Origin of the sequence: Herbaspirillum lusitanum, assembly GCF_046025995.1 — a bacterium.
Lineage (GTDB): Bacteria > Pseudomonadota > Gammaproteobacteria > Burkholderiales > Burkholderiaceae_D > Herbaspirillum > Herbaspirillum lusitanum_A.
The window spans coordinates 1-24,787 of the sequence record NZ_JAQQFM010000009.1 but is presented as its reverse complement, the minus strand read 5'-3'; the positions used below and the strand labels follow the sequence as shown (position 1 = coordinate 24,787).

The 24,787-nt window shown below is 60.1% G+C and carries 18 protein-coding genes and 1 tRNA gene; 12 read left to right on the top strand and 7 right to left on the bottom strand.

The features are described 5' to 3' along the window. The first annotated feature begins 207 nt into the window (after positions 1-207). The 3 genes from aroB to PQR62_RS19715 all read left to right on the top strand — a co-directional run bounded on the left by aroB (position 208) and on the right by PQR62_RS19715 (position 4,418). On the top strand, positions 208-2,109 hold the full coding sequence (gene aroB / locus PQR62_RS19725) for a 3-dehydroquinate synthase (RefSeq protein WP_408159730.1): 1,902 nt from the start codon (positions 208-210) through the stop codon (positions 2,107-2,109). 1 nt (position 2,110) lies between these two features. Beyond that, complete coding sequence (locus tag PQR62_RS19720; RefSeq protein WP_408159729.1) at positions 2,111-3,268, top strand: deoxyguanosinetriphosphate triphosphohydrolase; 1,158 nt, start codon at positions 2,111-2,113, stop codon at positions 3,266-3,268. A gap of 424 nt (positions 3,269-3,692) precedes the next feature. Further along, positions 3,693-4,418 (top strand): DUF5610 domain-containing protein, encoded by a 726-nt coding sequence (locus PQR62_RS19715; protein ID WP_408159728.1) that lies wholly within the window; start codon positions 3,693-3,695, stop codon positions 4,416-4,418. Between the two features lie 88 nt (positions 4,419-4,506). Here the strand turns inward: PQR62_RS19715 and PQR62_RS19710 are convergent, their stop codons facing one another. Beyond that, the gene (locus tag PQR62_RS19710; protein WP_408159727.1) at positions 4,507-6,858 is read right to left on the bottom strand and encodes a Tex family protein; all 2,352 of its coding nucleotides are present in this window, start codon (positions 6,856-6,858) and stop codon (positions 4,507-4,509) included. A 295-nt stretch (positions 6,859-7,153) separates the two neighbouring features. On the opposite strand from PQR62_RS19710, the gene pth reads away from it, so the two are divergent. Continuing rightward, complete coding sequence (gene pth / locus PQR62_RS19705) at positions 7,154-7,732, top strand: aminoacyl-tRNA hydrolase (RefSeq protein WP_408159726.1); 579 nt, start codon at positions 7,154-7,156, stop codon at positions 7,730-7,732. A 136-nt stretch (positions 7,733-7,868) separates the two neighbouring features. Here pth and PQR62_RS19700 read toward each other — a convergent pair whose 3' ends face one another. Both PQR62_RS19700 and PQR62_RS19695 read right to left on the bottom strand, forming a co-directional pair. Continuing rightward, positions 7,869-8,633 carry a DsbC family protein gene (locus PQR62_RS19700; protein ID WP_408159725.1) on the bottom strand — a complete coding sequence of 255 codons (765 nt, stop codon included), beginning with the start codon at positions 8,631-8,633 and terminating at the stop codon, positions 7,869-7,871. A 174-nt stretch (positions 8,634-8,807) separates the two neighbouring features. After that, positions 8,808-10,055 carry an FAD-dependent monooxygenase gene (locus PQR62_RS19695; RefSeq protein ID WP_408159724.1) on the bottom strand — a complete coding sequence of 416 codons (1,248 nt, stop codon included), beginning with the start codon at positions 10,053-10,055 and terminating at the stop codon, positions 8,808-8,810. Positions 10,056-10,140: 85 nt separating this feature from the next. On the opposite strand from PQR62_RS19695, the gene PQR62_RS19690 reads away from it, so the two are divergent. Beyond that, positions 10,141-10,216, top strand: a tRNA-Phe gene (locus PQR62_RS19690). A gap of 500 nt (positions 10,217-10,716) precedes the next feature. Next, positions 10,717-11,106, top strand: coding sequence for a hypothetical protein (locus PQR62_RS19685; protein ID WP_408159723.1), 390 nt, complete (start codon positions 10,717-10,719; stop codon positions 11,104-11,106). A gap of 169 nt (positions 11,107-11,275) precedes the next feature. On the opposite strand, the gene mqo is transcribed toward PQR62_RS19685, so the two are convergent. After that, a complete protein-coding gene (gene mqo / locus PQR62_RS19680) occupies positions 11,276-12,922 on the bottom strand; it encodes a malate dehydrogenase (quinone) (RefSeq protein ID WP_408159722.1) in 1,647 nt (548 codons plus the stop codon). A 940-nt stretch (positions 12,923-13,862) separates the two neighbouring features. Between mqo and PQR62_RS19675 the strand changes: the two genes are divergently transcribed. The 3 genes from PQR62_RS19675 to PQR62_RS19665 are packed head-to-tail and all read left to right on the top strand — an operon-like array spanning position 13,863 to position 17,705. Then, the gene (locus tag PQR62_RS19675; protein ID WP_408159721.1) at positions 13,863-14,582 is read left to right on the top strand and encodes a gluconate 2-dehydrogenase subunit 3 family protein; all 720 of its coding nucleotides are present in this window, start codon (positions 13,863-13,865) and stop codon (positions 14,580-14,582) included. Positions 14,583-14,584: 2 nt separating this feature from the next. After that, the gene (locus PQR62_RS19670; protein ID WP_408159720.1) at positions 14,585-16,366 is read left to right on the top strand and encodes a GMC family oxidoreductase; all 1,782 of its coding nucleotides are present in this window, start codon (positions 14,585-14,587) and stop codon (positions 16,364-16,366) included. A gap of 13 nt (positions 16,367-16,379) precedes the next feature. After that, positions 16,380-17,705: a c-type cytochrome gene (locus tag PQR62_RS19665; protein ID WP_408159719.1), complete on the top strand. Its 1,326-nt coding sequence runs from the start codon at positions 16,380-16,382 to the stop codon at positions 17,703-17,705. Between the two features lie 215 nt (positions 17,706-17,920). On the opposite strand, the gene PQR62_RS19660 is transcribed toward PQR62_RS19665, so the two are convergent. After that, complete coding sequence (locus tag PQR62_RS19660) at positions 17,921-18,751, bottom strand: SDR family oxidoreductase (protein ID WP_408159718.1); 831 nt, start codon at positions 18,749-18,751, stop codon at positions 17,921-17,923. Between the two features lie 110 nt (positions 18,752-18,861). On the opposite strand from PQR62_RS19660, the gene PQR62_RS19655 reads away from it, so the two are divergent. The 3 genes from PQR62_RS19655 to cheD all read left to right on the top strand — a co-directional run bounded on the left by PQR62_RS19655 (position 18,862) and on the right by cheD (position 21,748). After that, the gene (locus tag PQR62_RS19655; protein WP_408159717.1) at positions 18,862-19,755 is read left to right on the top strand and encodes a LysR family transcriptional regulator; all 894 of its coding nucleotides are present in this window, start codon (positions 18,862-18,864) and stop codon (positions 19,753-19,755) included. Between the two features lie 117 nt (positions 19,756-19,872). Then, entirely contained in the window at positions 19,873-20,808 is a 936-nt protein-coding gene (gene yddG / locus PQR62_RS19650) for an aromatic amino acid DMT transporter YddG (protein WP_408159716.1), read from the top strand. 331 nt (positions 20,809-21,139) lie between these two features. Beyond that, positions 21,140-21,748 (top strand): chemoreceptor glutamine deamidase CheD, encoded by a 609-nt coding sequence (cheD, locus tag PQR62_RS19645; RefSeq protein WP_408159715.1) that lies wholly within the window; start codon positions 21,140-21,142, stop codon positions 21,746-21,748. Positions 21,749-22,236: 488 nt separating this feature from the next. Here cheD and otnI read toward each other — a convergent pair whose 3' ends face one another. Beyond that, complete coding sequence (otnI, locus tag PQR62_RS19640) at positions 22,237-23,043, bottom strand: 2-oxo-tetronate isomerase (protein ID WP_408159714.1); 807 nt, start codon at positions 23,041-23,043, stop codon at positions 22,237-22,239. Between the two features lie 115 nt (positions 23,044-23,158). Then, positions 23,159-24,472 carry an MFS transporter gene (locus PQR62_RS19635; protein WP_408159713.1) on the bottom strand — a complete coding sequence of 438 codons (1,314 nt, stop codon included), beginning with the start codon at positions 24,470-24,472 and terminating at the stop codon, positions 23,159-23,161. Positions 24,473-24,787: the final 315 nt, after the last annotated feature.

The window sequence follows — 24,787 nt, the reverse complement described above, 5'->3', positions numbered from 1 at the left end:
CGCTGCTGCCGCAGCGCCGCGCAAACGGCATCTTTTTCCCGAAAAGACCGCAACAAACGGTAAAATCGGCGTTTGCAGCCGGATTGCCGCCCTTCCAAGGAGACGACGCGGCAGGCGCAACGGCAAACAGAGCAACAAAGCAACAGACGGCCACGACCGTTTTGCCGGCGCCATTGACCAATTGACCCTGCATCGCAGAATGTTCTTATGAGTGGAAGCATCTTTCTTGTCGGCCTGATGGGCGCCGGCAAGACAACAATCGGCCGTGCGCTGGCCAAAAAACTGAACAAGCGCTTCATCGACTCGGATCACGAGATTGAAGCGCGCACCGGCGCATCGATTCCCGTCATCTTCGAAATCGAGGGCGAAGAAAGCTTTCGCCGACGCGAAGCGGAAGTCATCCGCGAACTCAGCGCGCTGCCGGATATCGTGCTGGCCACCGGCGGCGGCGCCGTACTGCGCGCCGAGAACCGGCAACATCTTTCCCAACGCGGCACCGTCGTGTATCTGCGCGCCAGCATCAACCAGATCCTGCAACGCACCGGCCGCGACAAGAACCGGCCGCTGCTGCAGATCGCCGACCCGCGCCGCAAGCTGGAAGAACTGTCGCGCCAGCGTGAACCGCTGTACCGCGAAGTAGCCGATTTCGTGGTCGAGACCAATCGCCCCAATGTGCAGTTTCTGGTGCAGACCATCATGAGCCACCTGGAGCTGTCGCCCAAGCAGATCGATGCGCCGGTCGGTCAACAAAGCACGGCAATGCCGGTCGGCAACATGCATGCTGCATCCGATGTGACGGCACCATCGACGATGCTGGTGACCGAAACCATCCGCACCACCCGAACCACCAGCAGCACCATCATCGATCCCGTGACCGGCGACACCATCGCCAGCAGCAACAGCACTTTTACCAGCGTCGACATCCATTTCGACGCCCAACCGAACCGCAGAGACATGGATACCTCCAGCATCGCCAGCAGCAATCAAAGTGACAACGATCAGGCCCGCGGCACATCCGCCGGCGAAACCATTCGCCTGGAAGTCGACCTCGGCGAGCGCAGCTATCCGATCCTGATCGGTCGCGGCCTGCTGGACGACGCGTCGGTGCTGCCGTCCTACGTCGACGGCAAGCGCGCCGCCATCGTCACCAACGACAAGGTCGGCCCGCTGTATCTGGCCAGGGTCAGCGCTGCTCTGCGCGCAGCCGGCAAGCAAGTCACCGAAATCGTGCTGCCGGACGGGGAAGAGCACAAGAACTGGGCCAGCCTGATGAAGATTTTCGACGTCCTGCTGGCCGAAAAATGCGATCGCAAGACCACGCTGATCGCGCTCGGCGGCGGCGTCATCGGCGACCTCACCGGCTTTGCCGCAGCGTCGTACATGCGCGGCGTGCCCTTCGTGCAGGTGCCGACCACGCTGCTGTCGCAGGTGGATTCATCGGTCGGCGGCAAGACCGGCATCAACCATCCGCTCGGCAAGAACATGATCGGCGCCTTCTACCAGCCGCAAGCGGTGATCGCCGATACCGCCACGCTGCACACGCTGCCGCCGCGCGAACTGGCGGCCGGCATCGCCGAAGTGATCAAGCACGGCGCCATCATCGATGCGCCCTTCTTCGACTGGATCGAAACCAATGTCGCCAGGCTGGTCGCCAGGGATGATGCGGCTCTGGCGTATGCCATCCAGCGCTCATGCGAAATCAAGGCGGAAGTGGTGCGCCAGGATGAACGCGAAGGCGGCCTGCGCGCGATTCTGAATTTCGGCCATACCTTCGGCCACGCCATTGAAAATGGCCTCGGCTACGGCCAATGGCTGCACGGCGAAGCGGTCGGTTGCGGTATGGTCATGGCGGCCGACATGTCGCATCGCCTCGGCTACATCGATGCCGCCAGCCGCGATCGCGTGCGCGCAGTTACACTGGCCGCCGGCCTGCCGGTGACCGCGCCCGATCTGGGCACCGCGCGCTGGCTGGAGCTGATGCAAGTCGACAAGAAAAATGAAGGCGGGCAGATCAAGTTCATATTGATCCGACCGCTGGGAGCCCCTTTGATCACCCACGCGCCGCAGGAAGTTTTACTGCAAACCCTGGCGGCCTGCACCGGAGACTGACATGAGTTTTGAAGCGCCGAATTTTCTCGCCCCCTACGCCGCGCAAGCGGCAAGCACCGGCGGTCGGCGCTTCGATGAAGCTCCTCCCGGCTCGCGCAGCGAATACCAGCGCGACCGCGACCGCATCGTCCACTCCACCGCGTTTCGCCGGCTCGAATACAAGACTCAGGTCTTCGTCAATCACGAAGGCGACCTGTTCCGCACCCGCCTCACCCACAGCATCGAAGTCGCGCAGATCGCTCGCTCCTGCGCGCGCAATCTGCGTCTGAACGAAGATCTGGTGGAAGCCATTTCGCTGGCCCACGATCTCGGCCACACGCCCTTCGGCCATGCCGGCCAGGATGAGCTGAACAGCTGCATGAAGGATTACGGCGGCTTCGAGCACAATCTGCAAAGCCTGCGTGTGGTGGATGAACTGGAGCAGCACTACGGCGCCTTCGACGGCCTCAACCTCACCTTCGAAACACGCGAAGGCATCCTCAAGCATTGCTCGCTGGCGAATGCGCGTCAGCTGGGCGCCATCGGCCAGCGCTTCATCGACAGGAAGCAGCCCTCGCTGGAGGCGCAACTGGCCAATCTGGCCGACGAAATCGCCTACAACAATCACGACGTCGATGACGGTTTGCGCTCGGGTCTGCTGACGCTGGCGCAACTGAGCGAGGTGGATTTTTTCGCGCGCCACCGACGTGAAGCGGAAGCCGCTTACCCCGGCATCAGCGGCCGCCGCGCCATCAATGAAACCGTGCGGCGCATGATCAATGCATTGATCGTCGATCTGCTGCGCACCTCGCAGCAACGCATCGCCGATGCCGCACCGGCCAGTCTGGACGACGTGCGCAATGCGACGCCGCTGATCGCGTTTTCGCCGGCGATGGCGGAAGACGCCAGCATCCTCAAACGCTTTCTGCGTGAAAATCTGTATCGCCACTATCAGGTCAATCGCATGACCAGCAAGGCGCATCGCATCATCGCCGAACTGTTCCAGGCCTTCACGCAGCAGCCCAATCTGCTGCCGCCCGATTATCAGGTGCGCGACCTCGGCGACGAGACGCTGCGCATTCAAAAACAGGCACGCCAGGTCGCCGACTACATTGCCGGCATGACTGATCGTTACGCGATGCGCGAGCATAGACGACTGTTTCTGGTCGAAGAAATCTGAAGGCAAAACAAAACGTCTCGTCTCACTTGCGCGCACACGAAAACCGCTGTCGCGCTTAAGCTCAGCACTGGCTGCGCCTTTGTTGAATGCAGAGCAATCTTCTGTTCACGTGAAGCCGATTTATCATCACTCCGGCAAATTTTTTTAATTTATTTTTGTTGGTCGCAAAGACAGATTTCACTCGCGCAACGCCGCGCAAAGCCTTTATCGAAAAGGCTTTCGGTGATCGGCAACCTCACTTCGCCGCACACTCTTGTCACACTGTCCACTGAAACTGACGAATGTAAATTTTTGTCAATATTCAGATATCCGGGCAAGTGTCGATATGGAAGGATGGACTGGCGCGCTTGTCGGCTGCCAATCCCGCCGGATCCGACTCCCCCTCCCTTTTGCCCGGATCCTGTTTTTCGACTAGGAGACCGTTATGGCCATTACCAGTACCAGCGGCGTCGACACGACTGCGCTGCTCCCCAGCACCACTTCCACCGGCACTGATGCCAATCTGCCGGCCACCGCCGGCGCGACCGCAGCAGCCGGCACCAGCACCGACAAACTCAGCGATGCCGAAAAAGCCAATCAGCTGACCACGGCCGGCGCCAAACAGCAGCTCAACATTGCCATTCTGCAGTCCTCGCTGGAAGTCTCGATCAGCTCGCAAAACGACCCGCTGGCGCTGGTCTACAAGAGCGCGATTGAAAATCTGAATGAAGTGCTCAAACCCCAGCTGGGCGACAACGCGATTCAGAACGCCGCATCCGAAGACAATTCACCGGAAGCCACTGCGGGGCGCATCGTCTCGTTCGTGACCAACATGTTCGAGATGTACAAGCAGAACAACCCGGACAAGGATGACTCCGGCAACGTCAACAGCTATATGGGTCTGATCTACAGCGGTGTGGAAAAGGGCTTCAAGGAAGCGCGCGATATTCTGTCCAGCCTGAACGTGCTCAACGGTACGCTCTCGGACAACATCGACAAGACCTACGATCTGGTGCAAAAGGGTCTGGCCGATTTCATGGCCAAGATCAAGAATCCGGATCAGGGCCAGACCGATGGCGGCACCCCGAGCGACGGTACCGTCACCGCCAGTGAAACCACGGTGACGGTTTCAGTGTCGGTCAGCCAGACCAGGATCTCGACCAGCGCCTGAGTTGCCGGCTGCGCGGACGCAGTCATTCAGGGACAAAAAAAGACGCGGCAAGCCGCGTCTTTTTCATTGCAACAAAACTTTTAGTGCATCAGCCCTTGAGCTTGGCGAACGCCGCTGCCATGGCATTGTTGGCCGGCGGCGCCTGACGCGACTGCTGGCCCTGATGCTGCGACAAACGACGCGCATCGTTGCGGTCGCCGCGTTGCTCGGGCTTGCTGCCGGCCACCGGCGCGCTGTCGGACAGGCGCATGGTCAGCGCGATACGCTTGCGCTTCTCGTCCACCTCCAGCACCTTGACCTTGACCACCTGACCGGCCTTGACCACCGTGTGCGGGTCCTTGACGAAGGTGTTCGACAGCGCCGAGATGTGCACCAGACCATCCTGATGCACGCCGATATCGACGAAGGCGCCGAAGGCGGCGACGTTGGTCACCACGCCTTCCAGAATCATGTCCGGACGCAGATCCTTGATTTCTTCCACGCCATCCTTGAAGGTTGCCGTGGTGAACTCAGGACGCGGATCGCGGCCCGGCTTTTCCAGCTCCTTCAGAATGTCGGTGACGGTCGGCACACCGAATTTTTCATCGGCGTATTTGGTCGGGCTCAGCGATTTCAGCAGCGCCGCTTCGCCCAGCACGCCCTTCACGTCCTTCTTGATGTCGGCCAGAATCTTTTCCACCAGCGGATACGATTCCGGGTGCACCGCCGATGCGTCGAGCGGGTTGTCGCCGTTCATCACGCGCAGGAAACCGGCGGCCTGTTCGAACGTCTTGTCGCCCAGGCGCGGCACTTCGCGCAAGGCCGCGCGCGAGGTGAACATGCCCTTCATGTCGCGATACGAGACGATGCTTTGCGCGACGCTGGCATTCAGGCCGGAGACACGCGCCAGCAGCGGCGCGGAAGCGGTGTTCACATCGACGCCGACGGCGTTCACGCAATCTTCCACCACCGCATCAAGGGAACGCGCCAGTTGCGACTGGCCGACGTCGTGCTGATACTGGCCGACGCCGATCGACTTCGGATCGATCTTGACCAGCTCCGCCAGCGGATCCTGCAGACGGCGTGCAATCGACACTGCGCCACGGATCGAGACGTCCATGTCCGGCAATTCCTTGGAGGCGAATTCCGAAGCCGAGTAAACCGAGGCGCCGGCTTCCGACACCACGATCTTGGTCAGTTTCAGTTCCGGACGCAGCTTGATCAGATCCTGCGCCAGCTTGTCGGTCTCGCGCGAGGCGGTGCCGTTGCCGATAGAGATCAGCGCGACCTTGTGTTTTTCAGCCAGTTGCGACAGCGTGTGCAGCGCGCCGTTCCAGTCGTTGCGCGGCTGGTGCGGGAAGATGGTGGCGGTATCGACCACCTTGCCGGTGGCGTCCACCACGGCCACCTTGACGCCGGTGCGCAGCCCCGGGTCCAGACCCATGGTGGCGCGCGGACCGGCCGGCGCCGCCAGCAGCAGATCCTTCAGATTGCGAGCGAACACATTGATCGCCTCGGCTTCCGAGCGCTCGCGCAGACCGGTCATCAATTCTGTTTCCAGATGCATGAAGACCTTCACGCGCCAGGCCCAGCGCACTGTGTCGGACAGCCACTTGTCGGCCGGACGGCCCTTGTTGCTGACGCCAAAACGGGCGGCGATGCGGCCTTCGCATGGATTGTGCGGGGCGTCCCACTTCGGCTTTTCTTCTTCGGTGTCGAGACGCAACACGACGTTGAGCATCTCTTCGCGACGGCCACGGAACAAGGCCAGCGCGCGGTGCGAAGGAATGGTGCCGATGGTTTCGGAGTAGTCGAAATAGTCGGCGAATTTTTCACCGGCATCCTGCTTGCCTTCAACCACTTTGGATTCGACCACGCCATGCTCGGTCAGATATTCGCGCAGGTTTTGCAGCAGCGCCGCATCTTCGGCAAAGCGTTCCATCAGGATCTGGCGCGCGCCGTCCAATGCGGCCTTGGTGTCGGCCACGCCCGGATTGTCTACGCCGTCGGTGCTGAAGGCAGGCTTCAGATACTTGGCGGCCTCTTCTTCCGGGTTCAGCGCAGGATCGTTGAGCAGTGCATCGGCCAGCTCGGTGAGGCCGGCTTCGGCGGCGATCTGCGCCTTGGTGCGACGCTTCTGCTTGTACGGCAGGTACAAATCTTCCAGGCGGGTCTTGTCTTCCGCGTGCACGATCAGATCGAGCAGTTGCGGCGTCATCTTGCCCTGTTCTTCGATCGAGCCGATGATCGCAGCGCGGCGGTCTTCCAGCTCGCGCAGATAGCGCAGACGCTCTTCGAGCAGACGCAGCTGCGTGTCGTCCAGACCGCCGGTGACTTCCTTGCGGTAACGAGCGATGAAGGGAACGGTGGCGCCTTCGTCCAGCAGGGCGACGGCGGCGGCAACTTGCACCGGCTTGGCGACCAGTTCGAGAGCGAGACGTTGTTCGATAGAAGGCAACATGTGAAACCCAGTAATGAAAATCAAGCGATGGATGATACGCAATTCATGCGGACGCGCCAATCTTGACATCCGCGAATTGCCTGAAACCTGCGCGCAAACTGCGCTGCGTGAAGCATGAATGCGCTGAAACCGATAACAAAATTACAAATACTGCGGGCTGCGCATCACAACTGCGATGCGCTCCCGCCGCTGCTGAAAAGGGATGCCCTCAGTCAAAATGGACGACCCCGACCAATATCCGCGATAATCTGCGCTTTCCTGCTGATCTCCGGCCCATCCGGCCCTTCTTCGCAACATGTCCATCCGTCTCATCGTCGGTCTCGGCAACCCCGGCCCCGAATACGAACAAACCCGGCACAACGCCGGCTTCTGGCTGGTCGACAATCTCGCCGGCAGCACCCGGCTGGCGCGCGAGCAGCGCTTCAATGCGCTGGCCGCCAAGACCTCGATCCGCGGCAACGAAGTCTGGCTGCTGGAACCGCAGACCTTCATGAACCGCTCCGGCCAGTCGGTCGGCGCGCTGGCGCGCTTCTACAAGATCACGCCGGATGAAGTGCTGGTGGTGCACGACGAACTCGATCTGCTGCCCGGCGTGGCGCGCCTCAAGAAAGGCGGCTCCTCCGGCGGACACAACGGCCTCAAGGACATCACCGCCGCGCTCGGCACCCAGGATTACTGGCGTCTGCGTCTGGGCATCGGCCATCCGCGCAGCCTCGGGCTGCAACAGCCGGTGGCCGACTTCGTGCTGCATCGGCCGCGCAAGGAAGAACAGGCGCTGATCAACGAGGCGCTGGAAAAAAGCCTGGATGTGATTGCCTTGCTGTGCGAAGGGAAATTTGACGCGGCGATGATGCAACTGCATACGACGAAGTAAAACGCGGGGAGCAGATCAGAGCGCATCGGAGCCGACCTGGAGCCGATGCGCACTCAAGCCAAGATGGGATTTCCGGAGGCGCCGGAAATCCCATCTGCGTTTTGAGCGTCTTAACTGATCGTCTTATCAGATCAACTTATTTGATCGAGGACAGCTTCTGTTCCAGCGCCTTGGCGTCGATGGCGCCCGGAATGCGCGAGCCGTCGGTGAAGATGATGGTCGGCGTGCCGGTCACTTTCATTTTCTTGCCCAGCGCCAGAATTTCTTCATGCGGCGCGGTGCAATTGGCTGGCGCGGCCGGCGCTTCCTTGCCGTTCAGCATCCAGTCCGACCAGGCCTTGCTCGGGTTGGAGGCGCACCAGATGTTGCGCGACTTCACGATTGAATCCGGCGCCAGGATGTTGTACTGAAAAGTGTAGACGGTGATGTTGTCGACTTTTTGCAGGGTTTCGTGGAAGCGCTTGCAGTAACCGCAATTCGGATCTTCGAAGACCGCGATATTGCGCTTGCCGTTGCCCTTGACGGTCTTGATCGCCTTGTCCAGCGGCAGGCCCGAGAACGGCACCTTGTTGATCGCTTCGATCTTTTCCTTGGTGTAATCGCGATAGCTCTGCGCGTCGACCACGCGACCGATGAACAGGTATTGCGCCTTGACGTCGGTGTAGATCACGTCGCCGTCGATCTGGATTTCATAGAGGCCGGAGTAAGGCGTCTTGGTGACCGAATCAACCTTGGCGCCCTCGCCCAGACGCGGCTCGATCAGTTTCTTGATGGTGGCTTCTGTGCTGCCGTCAGTCGCGGACTGCGCGTGTGCGTTGACTCCGACACATCCCAGCAAGGCTGCCGCCAGCCCGAAACGACGCAAGGACTGGATCACGCTTGCTGTAAAAATTTTTTTCATAAATATCCTGATTCAAATCAAAACGCGCATGCATTCTTCATTTTTAATGGAGGCGCTCTTCTATGTTTTGCCTGGCCTGTGACGCCGGGCAATCAGCACGATACAGCTATTTTCAGTTTTTATTTACCGACCTGCATCACTACTCCAGCGCCGGCCAACATCCGGCGCTGCAAATCATTTCCCGAGCGCATGCCCGATCAGACGCCGCTTTAGGACAGGCAAGCTGTTCACCAAGTTCATTCCGAGATTGCGCGCCAGCCGCAGCGGCTCGGCGTCGCTCGCAAACAGACGCGACAGACTATCGGTCGCCAGTTGCATCAGCAAGACTTCTTCCTTGCGCGCCCGCGCATAACGACGCAGCACGCGACTGTCGCCGCAATCATATTGCGGCTCGCGCCCGCTCAATATCTTGACCAGCGCCGCCACATCGGCAAAGCCGAGATTCATGCCGTGTCCGGCCAGCGGATGCACCACGTGGGCGGCATCGCCGATCAGCGCCACGCGCTGCGCGATCATGGCATGCGGCTTGATCAGCGCCAGCGGAAACGCCTTGGCCACTTGCGGCTGCAGCGGCGTCAACTGGCCCAGCACCGCACCCGCATATTGTTGCAGACGCTGCGCCAGTTCGGCCAGCGGCAATTGCATCAACCGATCGGCCAGCGCGTCCGGCGCCGACCACACCAGCGAAACACGCTCACCCGCCAGCGGCAACAGCGCGATCACGCCGTCCTGCGCGCTGAACCATTGATGGGCGATGCCGTGATGCGGTAGCTCACAGTGGAAATTGGTCACGATGGCGCGCTGGCCATAGGCACGATAGTCGAGCCCGATATCGCATTGGCCGCGTACCCAGGACTGGCCGCCGTCGGCGCCGACAATCAGCGACGCCGACAGGATCTCGCCGCTATCGAGCTGCAGACCGGCCGCATCCAGACCAGCGCGCAAAGCCACTGCCTTGCCGCGCACCTGGCGCACGTTCGCGAACTTCAATGCGGCATTCAATGCGGCATCCAGATTGCGATCTTCCACGATCCAGGCCAGCGCATCGGTGCGCGCCGAATAGGCATCGAAACTGAGTTGCCCCTTACTGCGCTGACCCTCACCGTCACCATCGCCGAACACGCTCATGTTATCTACCGGCGCAATGCGTTCGGCATCCATCGCCTCCCACACCCGCACCGACGACAGCAGATGGCGCGCGGTATGGTTGAGCGCATACACGCGCACGTCCCAGTCGGGACGAACAGCCGCAGGATCGGGAGCAGGCGCCGGCGGCGCCAGCAAGCTCACGCGCAAGCCGGCCTGCGCCAGCGCCAGCGCCGCCGTTTTGCCGACCGCGCCGTTGCCGACGATGCAAATATCCGAGCGCGCGTTGTTGCCGGCGACAGACGAAGAGGAAGAAGATGGTTCGAATCCGTTCATGGGAATGCATTATAAACGGCCTGAGAAAACTAATTTATTGAAAGCTCTTGCATAATTTTTTTTCTTTGCTATACTCTTTCGTCTTGGCCTGGTAGCTCAGTCGGTAGAGCAGAGGATTGAAAATCCTTGTGTCGGTGGTTCGATTCCGCCCCGGGCCACCAAGAATTAAAAAACGCCAGCCTTCGGGTTGGCGTTTTTGTTTTTGCTGCGGGAAATCGCAGCATCCGGAATCTGCTTTCTGCTGCTTTCACACACTCCGTTTTATTTTCTGCACTGATTCTCTCCTCCTTCGGCGCCGCTCGTTCGGCCCGACCAAGTTCTTCAGGTCTAACTGAATCTGAGCCTCCCTTTGCGCGCTTTTAGCGCATTCCTCACACGCCCGGCATTGCTCGATCTGCCGACCCGCATGAGGCAACACCAGCATCGCCAGAACAGCAACGTACAAAAAGGCGGCCGCACATCCCTTGCAACATATTTTTTGTCATTTCGACATGCAATCGAACGCCACTGCAGGCAAAACGGGCTGAATGCAGCGGTTGCTCAAGGCACATTTCCCCCTCTCTTCGCCGCAACAACTTGAAAATTGGTCGCATATAATCAAGTCATTCTCTTTGCGCCATCCGGGCCATCCGAATACTGCCTGCGAAAAATAAAATACAGCATGCGCTTCATTCCAGTCGCATTGATTCTTGCCTTGCTCATGAGCCTTGCCGCTTGCGATAAAACCGAGCCGGAGCCTCTGCCTGCGCCGAAAACAATGGAAAGCAAAGTTGCCTCCAAGGCCGGCATCGCTGCGGCGCTGCATGTCGAAGCGGAGAGAGCCTGCAAAGCGGCAGGCATTGCCGATGTCGGCCAGTGCGCCGATTCACAAGCATCCAAGTTACGTGAAAGTAACGCTCAAAGACTGGCCGTCGTTGCCCAGCAGCAGATCAAACGATACTTTGACTTTTGCATGACCGAGTTCCCCGCGTCTTACTGCAACGTCATCCTCGCGCGAGCCATCGGCATGGCAGTGGAAACGCATGTGGTCAATGACGATTTCGATTATTGAGCGGAATCGAAGCGCTCATCGCTCGCCATGATTTTGCGGTACGAGCAGACGAAAAAAAACGCCAGGCGATCAAGCCCGGCGTTTTTTTATTGCAGATGCGATATCGCTATGCGAGGCCGCAGCAAGGAGCACGAAGTCACGCTCCGTCACCGCCCCCAACTCAACTCGCTTACAGCGCCATATCCGATGCAGCATTGCCCTTCACCGGCTTGGTGCTGCCCGATGCTGCCGGTTGCGGCGTGACCGTACGGTCGATTGCCGGCGGCGGCGTCAGTTGCAGAATCTGGCTGGTGTAGGTCCATTCCTGGAACACCTGATCCGGGCTGTCATTGAGCTTGGTGCCGTAGCTCGGCACGATCTGACGGATCTTGGCTTGCCATGCAGGCGTCGCGACCTTGTCCTTGAAGACGCGTTCCAGCACGCTCAGCATGATAGGTGCAGCCGTCGATGCCCCCGGCGAGGCGCCCAGCAGGCCGGCAATGCTGCCGTCCTTGGCGCTCACGACTTCAGTACCCAGACGCAGTTCGCCGCCCTTCTTTTCGTCGCGTTTGATGATCTGCACGCGCTGGCCAGCTTGCCACAGACGCCAGTCTTCCTTCTTCGCATCCGGGAAATATTCCTGCAAGGCCTTGAAGCGATCGTCGTCGGACAGCATCAGCTGGCCGGCCAGATACTCCACCAGCGGATATTGCTCGACGCCGACCTTGACCATAGGCCAGACGTTATGCGTGGTGGTGCTGGAGAACAGGTCGAAGTAAGAACCTTCCTTCAGGAACTTGGTGGAGAAGGTTGCAAACGGTCCGAACAGAATCACGCGCTTGCCGTCCAGCACGCGGGTGTCCAGATGCGGCACCGACATCGGCGGCGCGCCGACCGAAGCCTTGCCGTAAGCCTTGGCCAGATGGCGCTCGGCGATGGCCGGATTGTCGGTCACCAGGAACGAGCCGCCGACCGGGAAGGCTGCGTATTCTTTGGCTTCCGGGATGCCCGATTTTTGCAGCAGACGCAGCGCGCCGCCGCCAGCGCCGATGAACACGAACTTGGCGTCGGTCTGCACGCTGGAACCATCTTTCAGGTTCTTGTACGAAATACGCCAGGTGCCGTCCGCATTACGCGTGATGTCCTGCACTTCGCTCGACAGCTTCAGCGAGAAATTCGGCAGCGTCTGCAGATGGCCGACAAACTGGCGCGTGATCTCGCCGAAGTTGACGTCGGTGCCGATCGGCGTCCAGGTCGCGCCGATGCGCTGATTGGCGGCACGGCCTTCCATCATCAGCGGCACCCATTTCTTGATCTGCTCCGGATCTTCCGAATACTGCATGCCGCGGAACAGCGGGCTGGCCTGCAGCGCTTCGTAACGCTTCTTCAGGTATTTGATATTGTCGTCGCCCCATACGAAACTCATGTGCGGCGTCGAATTGATGAACGAACGCGGATTCTTCAGCACATTGTTCTTGACCTGCCAGGACCAGAACTGACGCGAAATCTGAAACGCTTCATTGATTTCGATGGCCTTGGCGATCTCAACCTTGCCATCCTTGTTTTCCGGTGTGTAGTTCAGTTCGGCCAGTGCCGAGTGACCGGTGCCGGCATTGTTCCAGCCGTTCGAACTTTCCTTGGCGACGCCATCGAGGCGCTCCACCATTTCCATCGTCCAGCCGGGTTCAAGCTCATTGAGCCAGACGCCCAGGGTGGCGCTCATGATGCCGCCGCCGACCAGCAGCACATCCACTTTTTTGACGTCGGCGGCCTGCGCCGGCAACACCAGCAACGAAAAGACAAAACCCAGCAAGGCCAGGTAGGATTTTTTTAACATTATCGAATCCACATTGAATAAATGACATCCGCGCACCATGCTCCGGTCTTCAGACAGTCCCGGCACTCCCTCACGCATGGCGGCTGGCGCGCATGAAGAAAAACGGGGCTATCGACAGCCCGATCCACGGAAGAACAGGAGTATCGCGACACAGGGCGAACCCGGCGTCAGATTGGTATGAGCTGCAACAACTTTCGGATTTGTACAACAACCGACCTTGGTGTCTCCCGCACAAAAGACTTACGGTCCTTCAAGTCTCCTGCTCCTGCGAATTCCAAGTGCACGGCGAATGGCTGGCACGGTATTGGCTTGGTCGGCGTGCGACCATGGCGCCCATTTAGCGAGGAAAAAATTGCTTTATGGGTCTGATGGGTTCTGACGAATTCAAATGAAATTCAGATCTGGTACATGCGGCGCATGCAAAAACAGCAGCGTTCCCGCAATGCGCAAGATCAAATCAAATCAAGATTTTGCTCAGGCCCGAAGGATATCATGAGTCCGCCCGAGGCTGACGCCGAGAAGTGCACCGCAATAAAAAGCGCGCGTGGATAAATGCAGTCGTCAGAAGTTCAATAGGTAAGACAAGTTGATGCATCGCACGAAAAACTGACTCGCACTTCATGGGGCGAGCCTCCGCTCATCCGCAAGCCATGCACAGCAACAGATTATGGCCGGCTGTACGCGCGCAAAAAATGCATCACTGCCTCTTGAAATTCGCATTTCCGACACACCCCCTCAGAAAAATATTTCCATTAGGAATAAAATACGCATCTTCCTTCGGTCCGCGCCAGCCTCCGATTGAATTGCACAGGTACAAAAAGACAACCGGTTTAGATGGTGGTGAGGACGTCTGTGCTTTGATTTCCGACCCATCCTGCTTTCTTAAAGCGGCGTTTCTGCGTGCCTGTTCTTCTCGACAAAACAGTTCAAAGGAAACGTCATGTCTCAAGAAAAAGAGCCAAGACGGCGCTTTTTGCGCCAAGTCTTGGCTATCGTCCCAGCAACTACGCTAGGTGGAACCACTGCAGTAGCCGTCAGCAATATCGCCTCCGCTGACGCGCCCGAACCCGGTAAGGCACGTGCCTACCAGCCAACCTACTTCAACGCGGCAGAATGGGCATTCATCAATGCCGCTGTCGATCACCTGATCCCCTCCGACCAGTATGGTGCCGGCGCCCTCGAAACAGGCGTGCCCGAGTTCATCGACCGTCAAATGGAAACGCCTTACGGCGCCGGCAAGCTGTGGTACATGCAAGGCCCGTTCCACACCGACCTGGTGCCTGAGCTGGGCTATCAGCTGTCGCTGGTGCCGCGCGATATCTACCGTCAGGGTATCGCCGCCTGTAACGACTGGTGTACCAAGAATCTCGGCAAGGTGTTTGCCGATCTGGACAAGGCCAAGCAGCTCGACGTGCTCAAGCAGATGGAAGGCGGCAAGATCGCTTTCGACGCCCTTCCCGCCAAGACCTTCTTCAGCTTCATGCTGGGCAATACCAAGGAAGGCTACTTCGCCGATCCTATGTACGGCGGCAACCAGAAGATGGGCGGCTGGAAGATGGTCGGCTTCCCCGGCGCACGCGCCGATTATCTGGACTGGGTTGACCAATACAACGTGAAGTATCCATACGGCCCCGTGTCGATTCTGGGTGAAAAGGGCTGATCATGGCGATTAAAAAAGACAAAGTAGATGTGGTGATGGTAGGCCTCGGCTGGACCGGCGCCATCATGGGGATGGAACTGACCGAAGCCGGTCTGAACGTGCTGGCACTGGAACGCGGCGACATGCGCGACACCAATACCGACACGCCTTATCCGAAGGCCGTCGACGAGCTGAAGTACTCGGTGCGCGGCGCGCTGTTCCAGGACCTCTCGCGCGAAACCGTGACCATCCGTTACGGCGTGGCCGACACCGCGGTGCCATACCGCCAGCACGGCTCCTTCCTGCTGGGCGACGGCGTCGGCGGCGCAGGCTTCCACTGGAACGGCATGATGTACCGCAATCTGCCGGAAGAGCTGAACATGCGCACTCACCACGAGCAGAAGTACGGCAAGAAATTCATTCCCGAAGACATGACCATCCAGGACCACGGCGTCACCTACGAGGAACTGGAACCGTTCTACGACTTCTCGGAAAAACTGATGGCGGTGTCCGGCAAGGCCGGCAACCTCAAGGGCAAGATCGTCGCCGGCGGCAACCCGCTGGAAGGCGCCCGTACCGATGAATTCCCGACCAAGCCGCTGCAATACCAGTACAGCGCCTCGCTGGTCGAAAAGGCCATGCGCGACGTCGGTTACCACCCGTATCCGGCACCGGCGGCCAACGCCTCCGAGCCTTACACCAACCCTTACGGCGTGCGTCTGGGCCCCTGCAACTACTGCGGCTTCTGCGAAAACTACGGCTGCTACATGTACTCGAAGGCGTCGCCGCAGACCACCATCCTGCCGGTGCTGTTGAAGCGCAAGAACTTCGAAGTACGCACCAAGGCGCAAGTCATCAAGGTCAATCTGGATGCTTCCGGCAAACGCGCGACCGGCGTCACCTACATCGACGCCCAGGGCCGCGAAGTGGAACAACCGGCAGACCTGGTGCTGCTGACTGCATTCCAGACGCACAACGTGCGCCTGCTGCTGCTGTCGGGCATCGGCAAGCCGTATGACCCGGTCACCGGCGAAGGCGTGGTGGGCAAGAACTTCGCCTACCAGTACAACGGCGGCATCAACGTGGTCATGCCCAAGGGCACCCAATTCAACCCCTTCATCGGCACCGGCGCCGGCGGCGTGGGCATGGACGATCTGAACGCCGACCAGTTCGACCACGGTCCGCTAGGCTTCATCGGCGGCGCATCGATCCGTCACGTGCGCTACGGCGGTCGTCCGATCAAGCAGACCGGCACCATGCCGGGCGAGAAGGTTCCCAACTGGGGTTCGGAATGGAAGGGCAGTGTGCAGGACGCTTACCAGCGTACGCTGACCATCGGTATGTCCGGCTCGGTGATGGCCTACCGCGATTGCTATCTGTCGCTCGATCCGACCTACAAGGACGCGAATGGCCAGCCGCTGCTGCGCATGACGCTGAACTGGAAGGAAAACGAAGGCAAGATGCTGACCTACATTGCAGGCGAGATGGAAAAAGTCGGCCAGGCGATGAACCCGGAAAAAGTGGTCAAGGCGGTGCGCAAGACCGGTTCCTCATGGGATACCCGCGTGTATCAGTCGACCCACCTGACCGGTGGCGCGATCATGGGCACCACGCCCAAGAACAGCGTGATCAACAAGTACCTGCAAAGCTGGGACGTGCCTAACGTGTTCGTGTACGGCGCTTCGGCGTTCCCGCAAAACATGGGCTACAACCCGACCGGCCTGGTCACGGCGCTGGCGTATCACTCCGCCAAGGCAATCCGCGAGCAGTATCTGAAAAACCCCGGCCCGCTGGTTCAGGCATAAGAGGATAACGACCATGATCAAGAAACATTTCATCGCCGCTTGTGCGGCAGTCATGACGCTGTCCGCTTTCGCAGGCTCTGCAGCGTTGGCGCAGAATGCGCCTGCGCCCGACCAGCAACTGGTGCAGCGTGGCGAGTATCTGGCCAAGGCAGGCGACTGCGTGGCCTGCCACACCACCAAGGGCGGCAAGCCGTTCGCCGGTGGTCTGCCTATCGTCACTCCCATCGGTACCGTGTACTCGTCCAACATCACGCCGGACAAAACCAATGGCATCGGTAACTACACCGAAGACGATTTCGACAAGGCCCTGCGTCACGGCATCCGCAAGGATGGCGCGTCGCTGTATCCGGCCATGCCGTATCCCTCGTATGCCAAGGTCAAGCCGGCCGACGTGAAGGCGCTGTATGCCTACTTCATGAACGGCGTGAAGGCCGATCCGACGCCGAACCGCAATGTCGATATCGTCTGGCCCTTGTCGATGCGCTGGCCGCTGTCGATCTGGCGCAAGGTGTTCGCGCCGGCCGTGGCAATCGACGGTGGCGACGACAGCAACGCGCTGCTGCGTGGTCAGTACCTGGTCGAAGGCCTGGGTCACTGCGGCGCCTGCCACACACCACGTGGCGTGGGCATGCAGGAAAAGGCGCTGACCGACGACAGCACGCAGTTCCTGTCGGGCGGCGTGATCGACGGCTACCTGGCCAACAATCTGCGTGGCGACGCGCGTGATGGTCTGGGCACCTGGAGCGAAGCCGACATCGTCACCTTCCTGAAGACCGGCCGCAACACCCATTCCGCAGCATTCGGCGGCATGGCGGATGTGGTCGCCAACAGTACGCAATACCTGACCGATGCCGATCTGACGGCCATGGCCAAGTACCTGAAGTCGCTCAAGCCGGTGAAGGAAGGTGTTGCACCGCTGGCCTATGACGAGAAGACCCATCAGGCACTGCGCAAGGGTTCCGACCAGAGTCCGGGCGCGATGGCGTTCCTGAACAACTGCGCCGCCTGCCATCGCAGCACCGGCAAGGGCTGGGATGAGACTTTCCCGCATCTGGCGCAGAGCGCAACGGTGAACGCCGACAATCCGGCTTCGCTGATCCGCATCGTGCTGGAAGGCGCGGAAATGCCGTGGACCCACAAGGCCCCGACCCAGTTCGCCATGCCTGGCTTCGCCAGCCGCATGTCGGACCAGGAAGTGGCGGACGTGGTGACCTTCATCCGCAGCAGCTGGGGCAACCAGGCGTCGGCGGTGACGGCAGGTGACGTCGCCAAGGCGCGCAAGGAACTGCCGAAGACGGTTGCATCGACGGGATCGGCTCCGGCTCCCGTCAAGCCTTAAGTCCGGCTCGGCCGGTGGCGCCGGTCCGGTAAGGGCGAGCGCTGTCGGCGGAATTTCCGGATGGTAGTACCGCAGCAAATGCAACGAACGCAATAAAGAAGCGCAAGAACCGCAGCAAGAAAAAGCGGCCACTCCCGAACGGGGTGGCCGCTTTTTTTTGGATGCGGCGCGCGCCTGATCTCGGTCCGGCGCACCGTCGCCTCCAACAGCAGGACTCACTCAAGCGCATCGACCGAACACGTAATGGCCTTCTGCGCTTCCAGCTCTATCAGCCGGGCCGACAGCGCAGCACGGATGCGCTCGTACGAGCCGCTGCCCAGCACCAGTCGCTTCGGCGCGCGGTCGGCATCGGCGCAGCGGATCATCGCGGCCACCGTTTTGGCGGCGTCGCCGCGTATTGCAAACTCACCCGAAGCAATGGCACGTCTGACATCGCCGGCCGGGGTCGCATCGTAGATTGCCATATTCGTCGGCACGACCAGATTTTCCCCGAAACGGGTGCGTGTCGGGCCGGGCTCGATCACGGTGAATTCGATGCCGAACGGCGCCACTTCCTGCGCCACGGCCTCGACGAATCCTTCTATGCCCCACTTGCTGGCGTGATACAGGCTGAAGTTGGGATAGGAAATCTGCCCGCCCTCCGACGACACTTGCAGAATGCGGCCGCCGCCCTGCGCACGCAAATGTGGAAGCACGGCGCGGATGACCTGAATCGAGCCGCTCAGATTGGTCGCCAGCTGTTGCTCTATCTGCTCATCGCTCAATTCTTCGGCGGCGCCGAATACTGCATAACCGGCATTGCTGACCACCACATCGATCCGCCCCAGCTGCGCAAAAGCGCGCGCGCTGACCTCGCGTATCTGCGCGTGGTCGGTCACATCCAGCTGCGCCGTCCACAAGGTCTGCGGATAGCGTTGCTGCAGATCGTCCAGCGCAGAAGGCTGGCGCAAGGTGGCGGCCACGCGATCTCCGCGCGCCAGCAATTGCTCACTCATTTCGCGTCCGAGCCCGCTCGACGCACCGGTGATGAACCAGGTCTTTTGCATGATGTTTCTCCTTGAAGATTGAATCGCAAGAGCGATCATGCAGTTCAGTATAAGGAGAAATATTGCTGTTACTATCCACCCAATATTGGATGATTTGATGAAATACAGCCATGAATAACAATCCTGCCCTGGACGATCTGACGGCTCTCAGCGCCATCGTCAATCACGCCAGTTTCAGAAAGGCGGCGGATGAGCTGGGCCTGTCGCCTTCGACGCTGAGCCACATGATGCGCGCGCTCGAAAAGAAAATGGGAGTGCGCCTGCTGAACCGCACCACCCGCAGCGTGTCGCCGACCGAAGCCGGACAGCGGCTGGTCAGCCGGCTCGCGCCCATCTTGCAGGATCTCGATCTGGCGCTGGATGAGGTCAATCATTTCCGCGACCGGCCGCAAGGCATTTTGCGCATCAACACCAGCGAAACGGCGGCGCGCCTGCTGCTGCAAAAAGCCGTGCCGACCTTTCTGGCGCGCTATCCGGAGATGTCGCTGGATCTGGTGACCGAGGGCAAGCTGGTCGACATTGTTGCCGCCGGTTTCGATGCCGGCATCCGTCTGGGCGAGTCGCTGCCGCTGGACATGCATGCCGTGCGTTTCGGCGGCGACGTGCGCTTTGTCGCGGTGGCGGCGCCGGCCTATCTGAAACAACACCCGGCGCCACGCACGCCGGACGATCTGCAGCAGCATCAGTGCATACGGATACGCATGCCCAGCGGCAAACCGTATCGCTGGGAATTCGCGCGTCGCCGTCAGGAAATCACGGTGGACGTGCCGGGCGCGCTGATCCTCGATCACGTGGCGCTGATGGTGGAGTCGGCCGTCGCCGGTCTCGGCATTGCCTATGTTCCCGACAACGCCGCCCTGCCCTATCTGGCCAAGGGCAAGCTGGTCACGCTGCTGGACGACTGGTGCCCGCGCATTCCAGGACTCTTTCTTTACTACCCCGGCCATCGTCATGTGCCTTCGGGCTTGCAGGCCTTCATCTCGGTGCTGAAAGAACTTTACTGATGAAGCTCTAATGATCCGCCTGGCGGACTGCCCGGCCAGATCAGCCCCGATCATGTATCCTGCCAAGCCGTCTCAGATTTCCAGACGTTTTCTTTCATTTCCGCAGCACGCCTTCACTTGAAAAATCCCGATCAGCTTTCCGGCGCCTCCAGAACTTCTGCACCTTCCGCTCACAATGCCATCCGCAATGCAACGCTGATCGGCCTGACCGCGATCGTGTTCTGGAGCGCCACCGTCGGACTGGTGCGCAGCATTGCCGAAGCGCTGGGGCCGGCCGGCGGCGCCGCGTCCTTCTTCAGCGTGGCAGCGTTGCTGACCTGCGCCGTGCTGGGTATTCCGCGGCTGCGGCATTTCTCGTGGCGCTATCTGCTGATCGGCGGCCTGCTGTTCGTGAGCTATGAAGTCTTCCTGGCGCTGTCGCTGGGAATGGCGCACAGCCGCGCCGAGGCGATGGAACTGGGCATGATCAATTATCTGTGGCCCTGCCTGACCATCGTACTTGCAGTGCTCACCGGGCAGCAGCGCAGTTCAATGCTGCTGTGGCCGGGCGCGGCGCTGTCGCTGCTGGGCATCGTCTGGGTGCTGAAGGGCGACAGCGCATGGTCGCCGGCGCTGCTGTGGGATCACATGCAGGGCAATCCTGTGGCCTACCTGCTGGCCTTCAGTGCAGCGGCGCTGTGGGCCGCCTATTCGGTCTTCACGCGGCGCTACGGCGGCGGCAAGAGTGCGGTGCCGCTGTTTCTGCTGATGACGGCGCTGGTGCTGTGGATCAAATACGGATACAGCGCTGAGGCGCCATTGCATTTCAGCTGGTCCAGCGCCTTGCAGGTGCTGGTGCTGGGCGGCCTCAGCGCCACCGCGTATTCGTGCTGGAATGTCGGTATTCAGCACGGCAACATGACCTTGCTGGCGGCGGCGTCTTACTTCACGCCGATCTTTTCAGTCCTGCTCGCCAGTCTGTGGCTGCAGACGCAACCCACGCTTTCGTTCTGGCAAGGCGTGCTGATGGTGACACTGGGCTCGCTGATCTGCTGGCGCTCCACGCGGCGCTGACGCCGGGCGGCGACCAACTGCTGCGATTGCTGCAATTTCTCCGATTGCCCTGAAGCATGCATTTTCGTGCCGCCTAGGGAATTCCCCGATGGCGCTGTGGCATCGCGCTGCTTAAAATTCATTCGATGTCGCATTAGCAAGAAATCGCGGGGTATGATGCAGTGGCCGGGCAAGACCAACCGGCCAGGGTTCTCGTACCAGCACAGACAAGTGCACTGCAATCGTAGTTGCAATCGCAAAGCTTCATTGCACTTCCACGTTCCGTGCAGCAAAGCGCTGCACCGATCCGCCCAACAGCGCTGACGCGCCTTGCCGAGAGCCAGGAAAAACGATGACAGTCCAATCCAATCTTGAACAGTTCGCGTCGCACATCTATCACGACCGCACCTTCAATTGCGACACCGCCAAGATCCTGCCCGGCGAATACTATTACACCCACCACGACATGATGATCACCACCGTGCTGGGTTCCTGCGTATCGGCCTGCATCCGCGACCGCGTCAGCGGCATCGGCGGCATGAACCATTTCATGCTGCCCGACGGCGGCGGCGAAACCGAGAGCCCGGTATCGCCCTCGATGCGTTACGGCACTTACGCCATGGAAATCCTGATCAACGATGTATTGAAAGCCGGCGCCCGGCGCGAGAACCTGGAATGCAAGGTATTCGGCGGCGGCGCCGTGCTGCGTGGCATGACGGCGCTCAATGTCGGCGAGCGCAATGCAAAGTTCGTGAAGAATTTCCTGTCGGCCGAAGGCATACGCGTGGTGGCCGAAGACCTGAACGACATCTGGCCGCGCAAGGTGCATTTCTTCCCGCGCTCGGGAAAAGTGCTGGTCAAGAAGCTCAAGCAGACCGACGCCACGCTGGTCAACAGCGAACGCGATTACGCCAGCAAACTGGCCAGCAAACCGGTCGGCGGCGAAATCGATCTGTTTTAAGCGCGCCTGCGCGGGCTCTGTCGCCGCTTTCCGCGCGAAAAGAAAGTTGCGGCAACACGCCACCCACTCCCCTTAGCGCGTAGAATCGCGCCAGCAAACGCTCGTGCATCAGAACTGAATTCGCATGAGGTGTCCGCAAGGCCGCCCACGTGCATCGAACAACCTCACGGCAACACCCTTGATGAACATTCCCGAGCAAAGCAATCTTCTCTGCAGAAAATGCGGACAAAAAACCGGCTGCGGCTTTTCGCCTGCAGCCATCTGGCATTACGCAACCTGCGTCAAATGCCATAACAAGGAAGCCGTCACCGAGCATCTGAAACCGGCTGCCGCCTGACTGCGCGACATCAGAAAACATGCGGCTGCACAGCGCGGCTGACATGAAAAAGCGGAACACTCACAATGAGCGTTCCGCTTTTTTTTATGGCTTCAGCACTGGCTGCCACAGGCGACGATGAGATCGCCCTGCGGCAGGCAAACCCGGAAACTCAGGCCGTCTTCAGCTTGGTCAGGCCCTGTGCTGCGAGGTCCTTGAGCCAGCCCAGACCGGCCGATGTGGCGCCGGCCGGATTGTATTCGCAACCGATCCAGCCCTTGTAGCCCAGCGTGTCGATCAGCTTCAGCAGGTAGGGATAGTTCAGTTCGCCGATGTCCGGCTCATTGCGTTCCGGCACACCGGCAATCTGGATGTGACCGATGCCGGCCATGTCGCGCTTGAGCTTGACGGCGACGTCGCCCTCCACGATCTGGCAGTGGTAGCAGTCGAACTGCACCTTCAGGTTTTCAGCGCCGATCTCGGCACAGATGGCCTGCGCGTCATCCTGACGGTTCAGGAAGAAACCGGGGATGTTGCGCGTGTTGATCGGCTCGATCACCACGGTGATGCCGGCCGATTCGGCCTGATGCGCGGCATACGACAGATTGTCCAGATACACCGCGCGATGCTTGGCGCGATCCTGCTCCGGCTTGATCAGGCCTGCCATCACGTGCAAGGACTTGTTGCCGATCACGGAAGCGTACTTCAAGGCAGTTTCAACGCTGCGCTTGAATTCGTCTTCACGGCCCGGCAGCGAAGCGATGCCGCGTTCGCCGGCAGCCCAGTCGCCCGGCGGCGCATTGAACAGTGCCTGGGTCAGACCATGGGCGTCCAGACGCGATTTGATTTCTTCCGGCTGAAAATCATACGGAAACAGGTATTCGACACCTTCGAAACCATCTTTCGCGGCAGCGGCGAAGCGGTCCAGAAAATCGTGTTCGACATACATCATGCTCAGGTTGGCGGCAAAACGCAGCATCGTGCTCTCCTTGAATGTGGATGTGCGGGATCGGCGACGTGCGCGGATCCGGTTGGGTGACTCTGAATGATAAAGCCCGCAGGCTATTCGCGTGCGGGCTTTGTCTTGTTGCGAATTACTTGTTGACCATCTTCGCTGAAGTGGCCAGCGTCGCGATCGAACCGACCACCAGCATCACCGCCAGCATGTACATGCCGATGGCATTGCTGTGAGTCAGATCCTTGAGGTAACCGATCAGGTAAGGGCTGACGAAACCGGCCAGGTTACCCACCGAGTTGATGGCGGCGATACCCACCGCGGCAGCAGCGCCCGACAGGAAAGCAGTCGGCAGCGACCAGAACAGCGGTGCGCAAGTCAGCACGCCGGCGGCGGCCAGCGACAGCGAGGCGATCGAGATCGCGGTGTTGTCGGCAAACAGCGCTGCGCCGACGAAACCGATGGCGCCCATCAGGGCCGGCACCACCAGGTGCCAGCGACGTTCGCGGTGCTTGTCGGCGCTACGGCCGATCAGGTTCATGGCGACGATGGCGCAACCGAATGGAATCGCGCTCAGCAGACCGATGTGCAGATTGCCGGTGACGCCGGTGGCTTTCACCAGCGTCGGCATCCACAGCGTCAGACCGTACTGGCCCATCACGAACGAGAAGTAGATCAGGCACATCAGCCACACGCGTGCATCTTTGACGATGGCGCCGAAGCTGTGATTGCTTTCCTTGCCGGTCTGGTCATGCGCGATGTCTTCCGCCAGCACTTTCTTTTCGTCGTCATTAAGCCACTTGGCCGACTTGACGTCGTTATCCAGGTAAGCCAGCGTCGCCAGACCGATCAGCACGGCCGGGATCGCTTCGATCACGAACATCCATTGCCAGCCATGCATGCCGGTGGTGCCGTGGAAGGCATCCATGATCCAGCCCGACAAGGGATTGCCCAGAATGCCGGCAACCGGAATGCCCGACATGAACACGGCGATCACCTTGGCGCGACGATGCGAAGGAAACCAGTAGGTCAGGTACAGGATGATGCCGGGATAGAAACCTGCTTCAGCCAGACCCAGCAGGAAACGCAGCACGTAGAACTGAGTCGGCGTTTCGACGAACATGAAGACCGCCGACAGCAGCCCCCAGGTGATCATGATGCGGGCGATCCAGATGCGCGCGCCGACCTTGTGCATCAGAATGTTGCTCGGCACTTCGAACAGGAAGTAGCCGATGAAGAACAGTCCGGCGCCGAGGCCGAACACGGTTTCGCTGAAGCCCAGATCAACGGACATCTGCAGTTTGGCGAAGCCGACATTGACGCGATCCAGATAAGCGATCACGTAGCACAGCATCAGGAAAGGCATGATGCGCCAGAAGACTTTTTTATACAGGACGTTCTTTTCCTGTTCGCTGGCGCTGGTCAGTACGCCGGGGTTGGTTGCGGTGGTCATGCTACGACATCTCCCTAAGTTTCAGGCTGCTCACGCAGCCCTTGGTTGCTGGCGCCTGCTGCGCAGGCTATTGGTTAATTCAATGAGAACGACACGCTCTGGCTGGCATGCGCTGGCAGCAATCGATCCGATGGCGGCCGGCATGTGGCGGGTTCAAAATTGATCAGTCCGGTCTTGCGCCGGCTCAGGCTGCTGCGCTTGATTGTTGGCTTCCCGGTCATGACCACCGGGGCTCTTGTGCGCAGCATCGTGGGGGGGGGGGGGGGGGGGGGGGCCGCCCCCGGGCGGCCGGGCCCTAATAAAAAAAAAGTGGGG

Excerpts from the sequence above, each read along its gene's own strand:
- PQR62_RS19665 (WP_408159719.1), top strand. The coding sequence starts at position 16,380 with ATGATCAAGAAACATTTCATCGCCGCTTGTGCGGCAGTCATGACGCTG.
- mqo (WP_408159722.1), bottom strand. The coding sequence starts at position 12,922 with ATGTTAAAAAAATCCTACCTGGCCTTGCTGGGTTTTGTCTTTTCGTTG.
- pth (WP_408159726.1), top strand. The coding sequence starts at position 7,154 with ATGTCCATCCGTCTCATCGTCGGTCTCGGCAACCCCGGCCCCGAATAC.
- PQR62_RS19720 (WP_408159729.1), top strand. The coding sequence starts at position 2,111 with ATGAGTTTTGAAGCGCCGAATTTTCTCGCCCCCTACGCCGCGCAAGCG.
- cheD (WP_408159715.1), top strand. The coding sequence starts at position 21,140 with ATGACAGTCCAATCCAATCTTGAACAGTTCGCGTCGCACATCTATCAC.
- PQR62_RS19710 (WP_408159727.1), bottom strand. The coding sequence starts at position 6,858 with ATGTTGCCTTCTATCGAACAACGTCTCGCTCTCGAACTGGTCGCCAAG.
- PQR62_RS19715 (WP_408159728.1), top strand. The coding sequence starts at position 3,693 with ATGGCCATTACCAGTACCAGCGGCGTCGACACGACTGCGCTGCTCCCC.
- PQR62_RS19670 (WP_408159720.1), top strand. The coding sequence starts at position 14,585 with ATGGCGATTAAAAAAGACAAAGTAGATGTGGTGATGGTAGGCCTCGGC.
- PQR62_RS19675 (WP_408159721.1), top strand. The coding sequence starts at position 13,863 with ATGTCTCAAGAAAAAGAGCCAAGACGGCGCTTTTTGCGCCAAGTCTTG.
- PQR62_RS19635 (WP_408159713.1), bottom strand. The coding sequence starts at position 24,472 with ATGACCACCGCAACCAACCCCGGCGTACTGACCAGCGCCAGCGAACAG.
- PQR62_RS19685 (WP_408159723.1), top strand. The coding sequence starts at position 10,717 with ATGCGCTTCATTCCAGTCGCATTGATTCTTGCCTTGCTCATGAGCCTT.
- PQR62_RS19655 (WP_408159717.1), top strand. The coding sequence starts at position 18,862 with ATGAATAACAATCCTGCCCTGGACGATCTGACGGCTCTCAGCGCCATC.
- PQR62_RS19695 (WP_408159724.1), bottom strand. The coding sequence starts at position 10,055 with ATGAACGGATTCGAACCATCTTCTTCCTCTTCGTCTGTCGCCGGCAAC.
- aroB (WP_408159730.1), top strand. The coding sequence starts at position 208 with ATGAGTGGAAGCATCTTTCTTGTCGGCCTGATGGGCGCCGGCAAGACA.
- PQR62_RS19660 (WP_408159718.1), bottom strand. The coding sequence starts at position 18,751 with ATGCAAAAGACCTGGTTCATCACCGGTGCGTCGAGCGGGCTCGGACGC.
- otnI (WP_408159714.1), bottom strand. The coding sequence starts at position 23,043 with ATGCTGCGTTTTGCCGCCAACCTGAGCATGATGTATGTCGAACACGAT.
- PQR62_RS19700 (WP_408159725.1), bottom strand. The coding sequence starts at position 8,633 with ATGAAAAAAATTTTTACAGCAAGCGTGATCCAGTCCTTGCGTCGTTTC.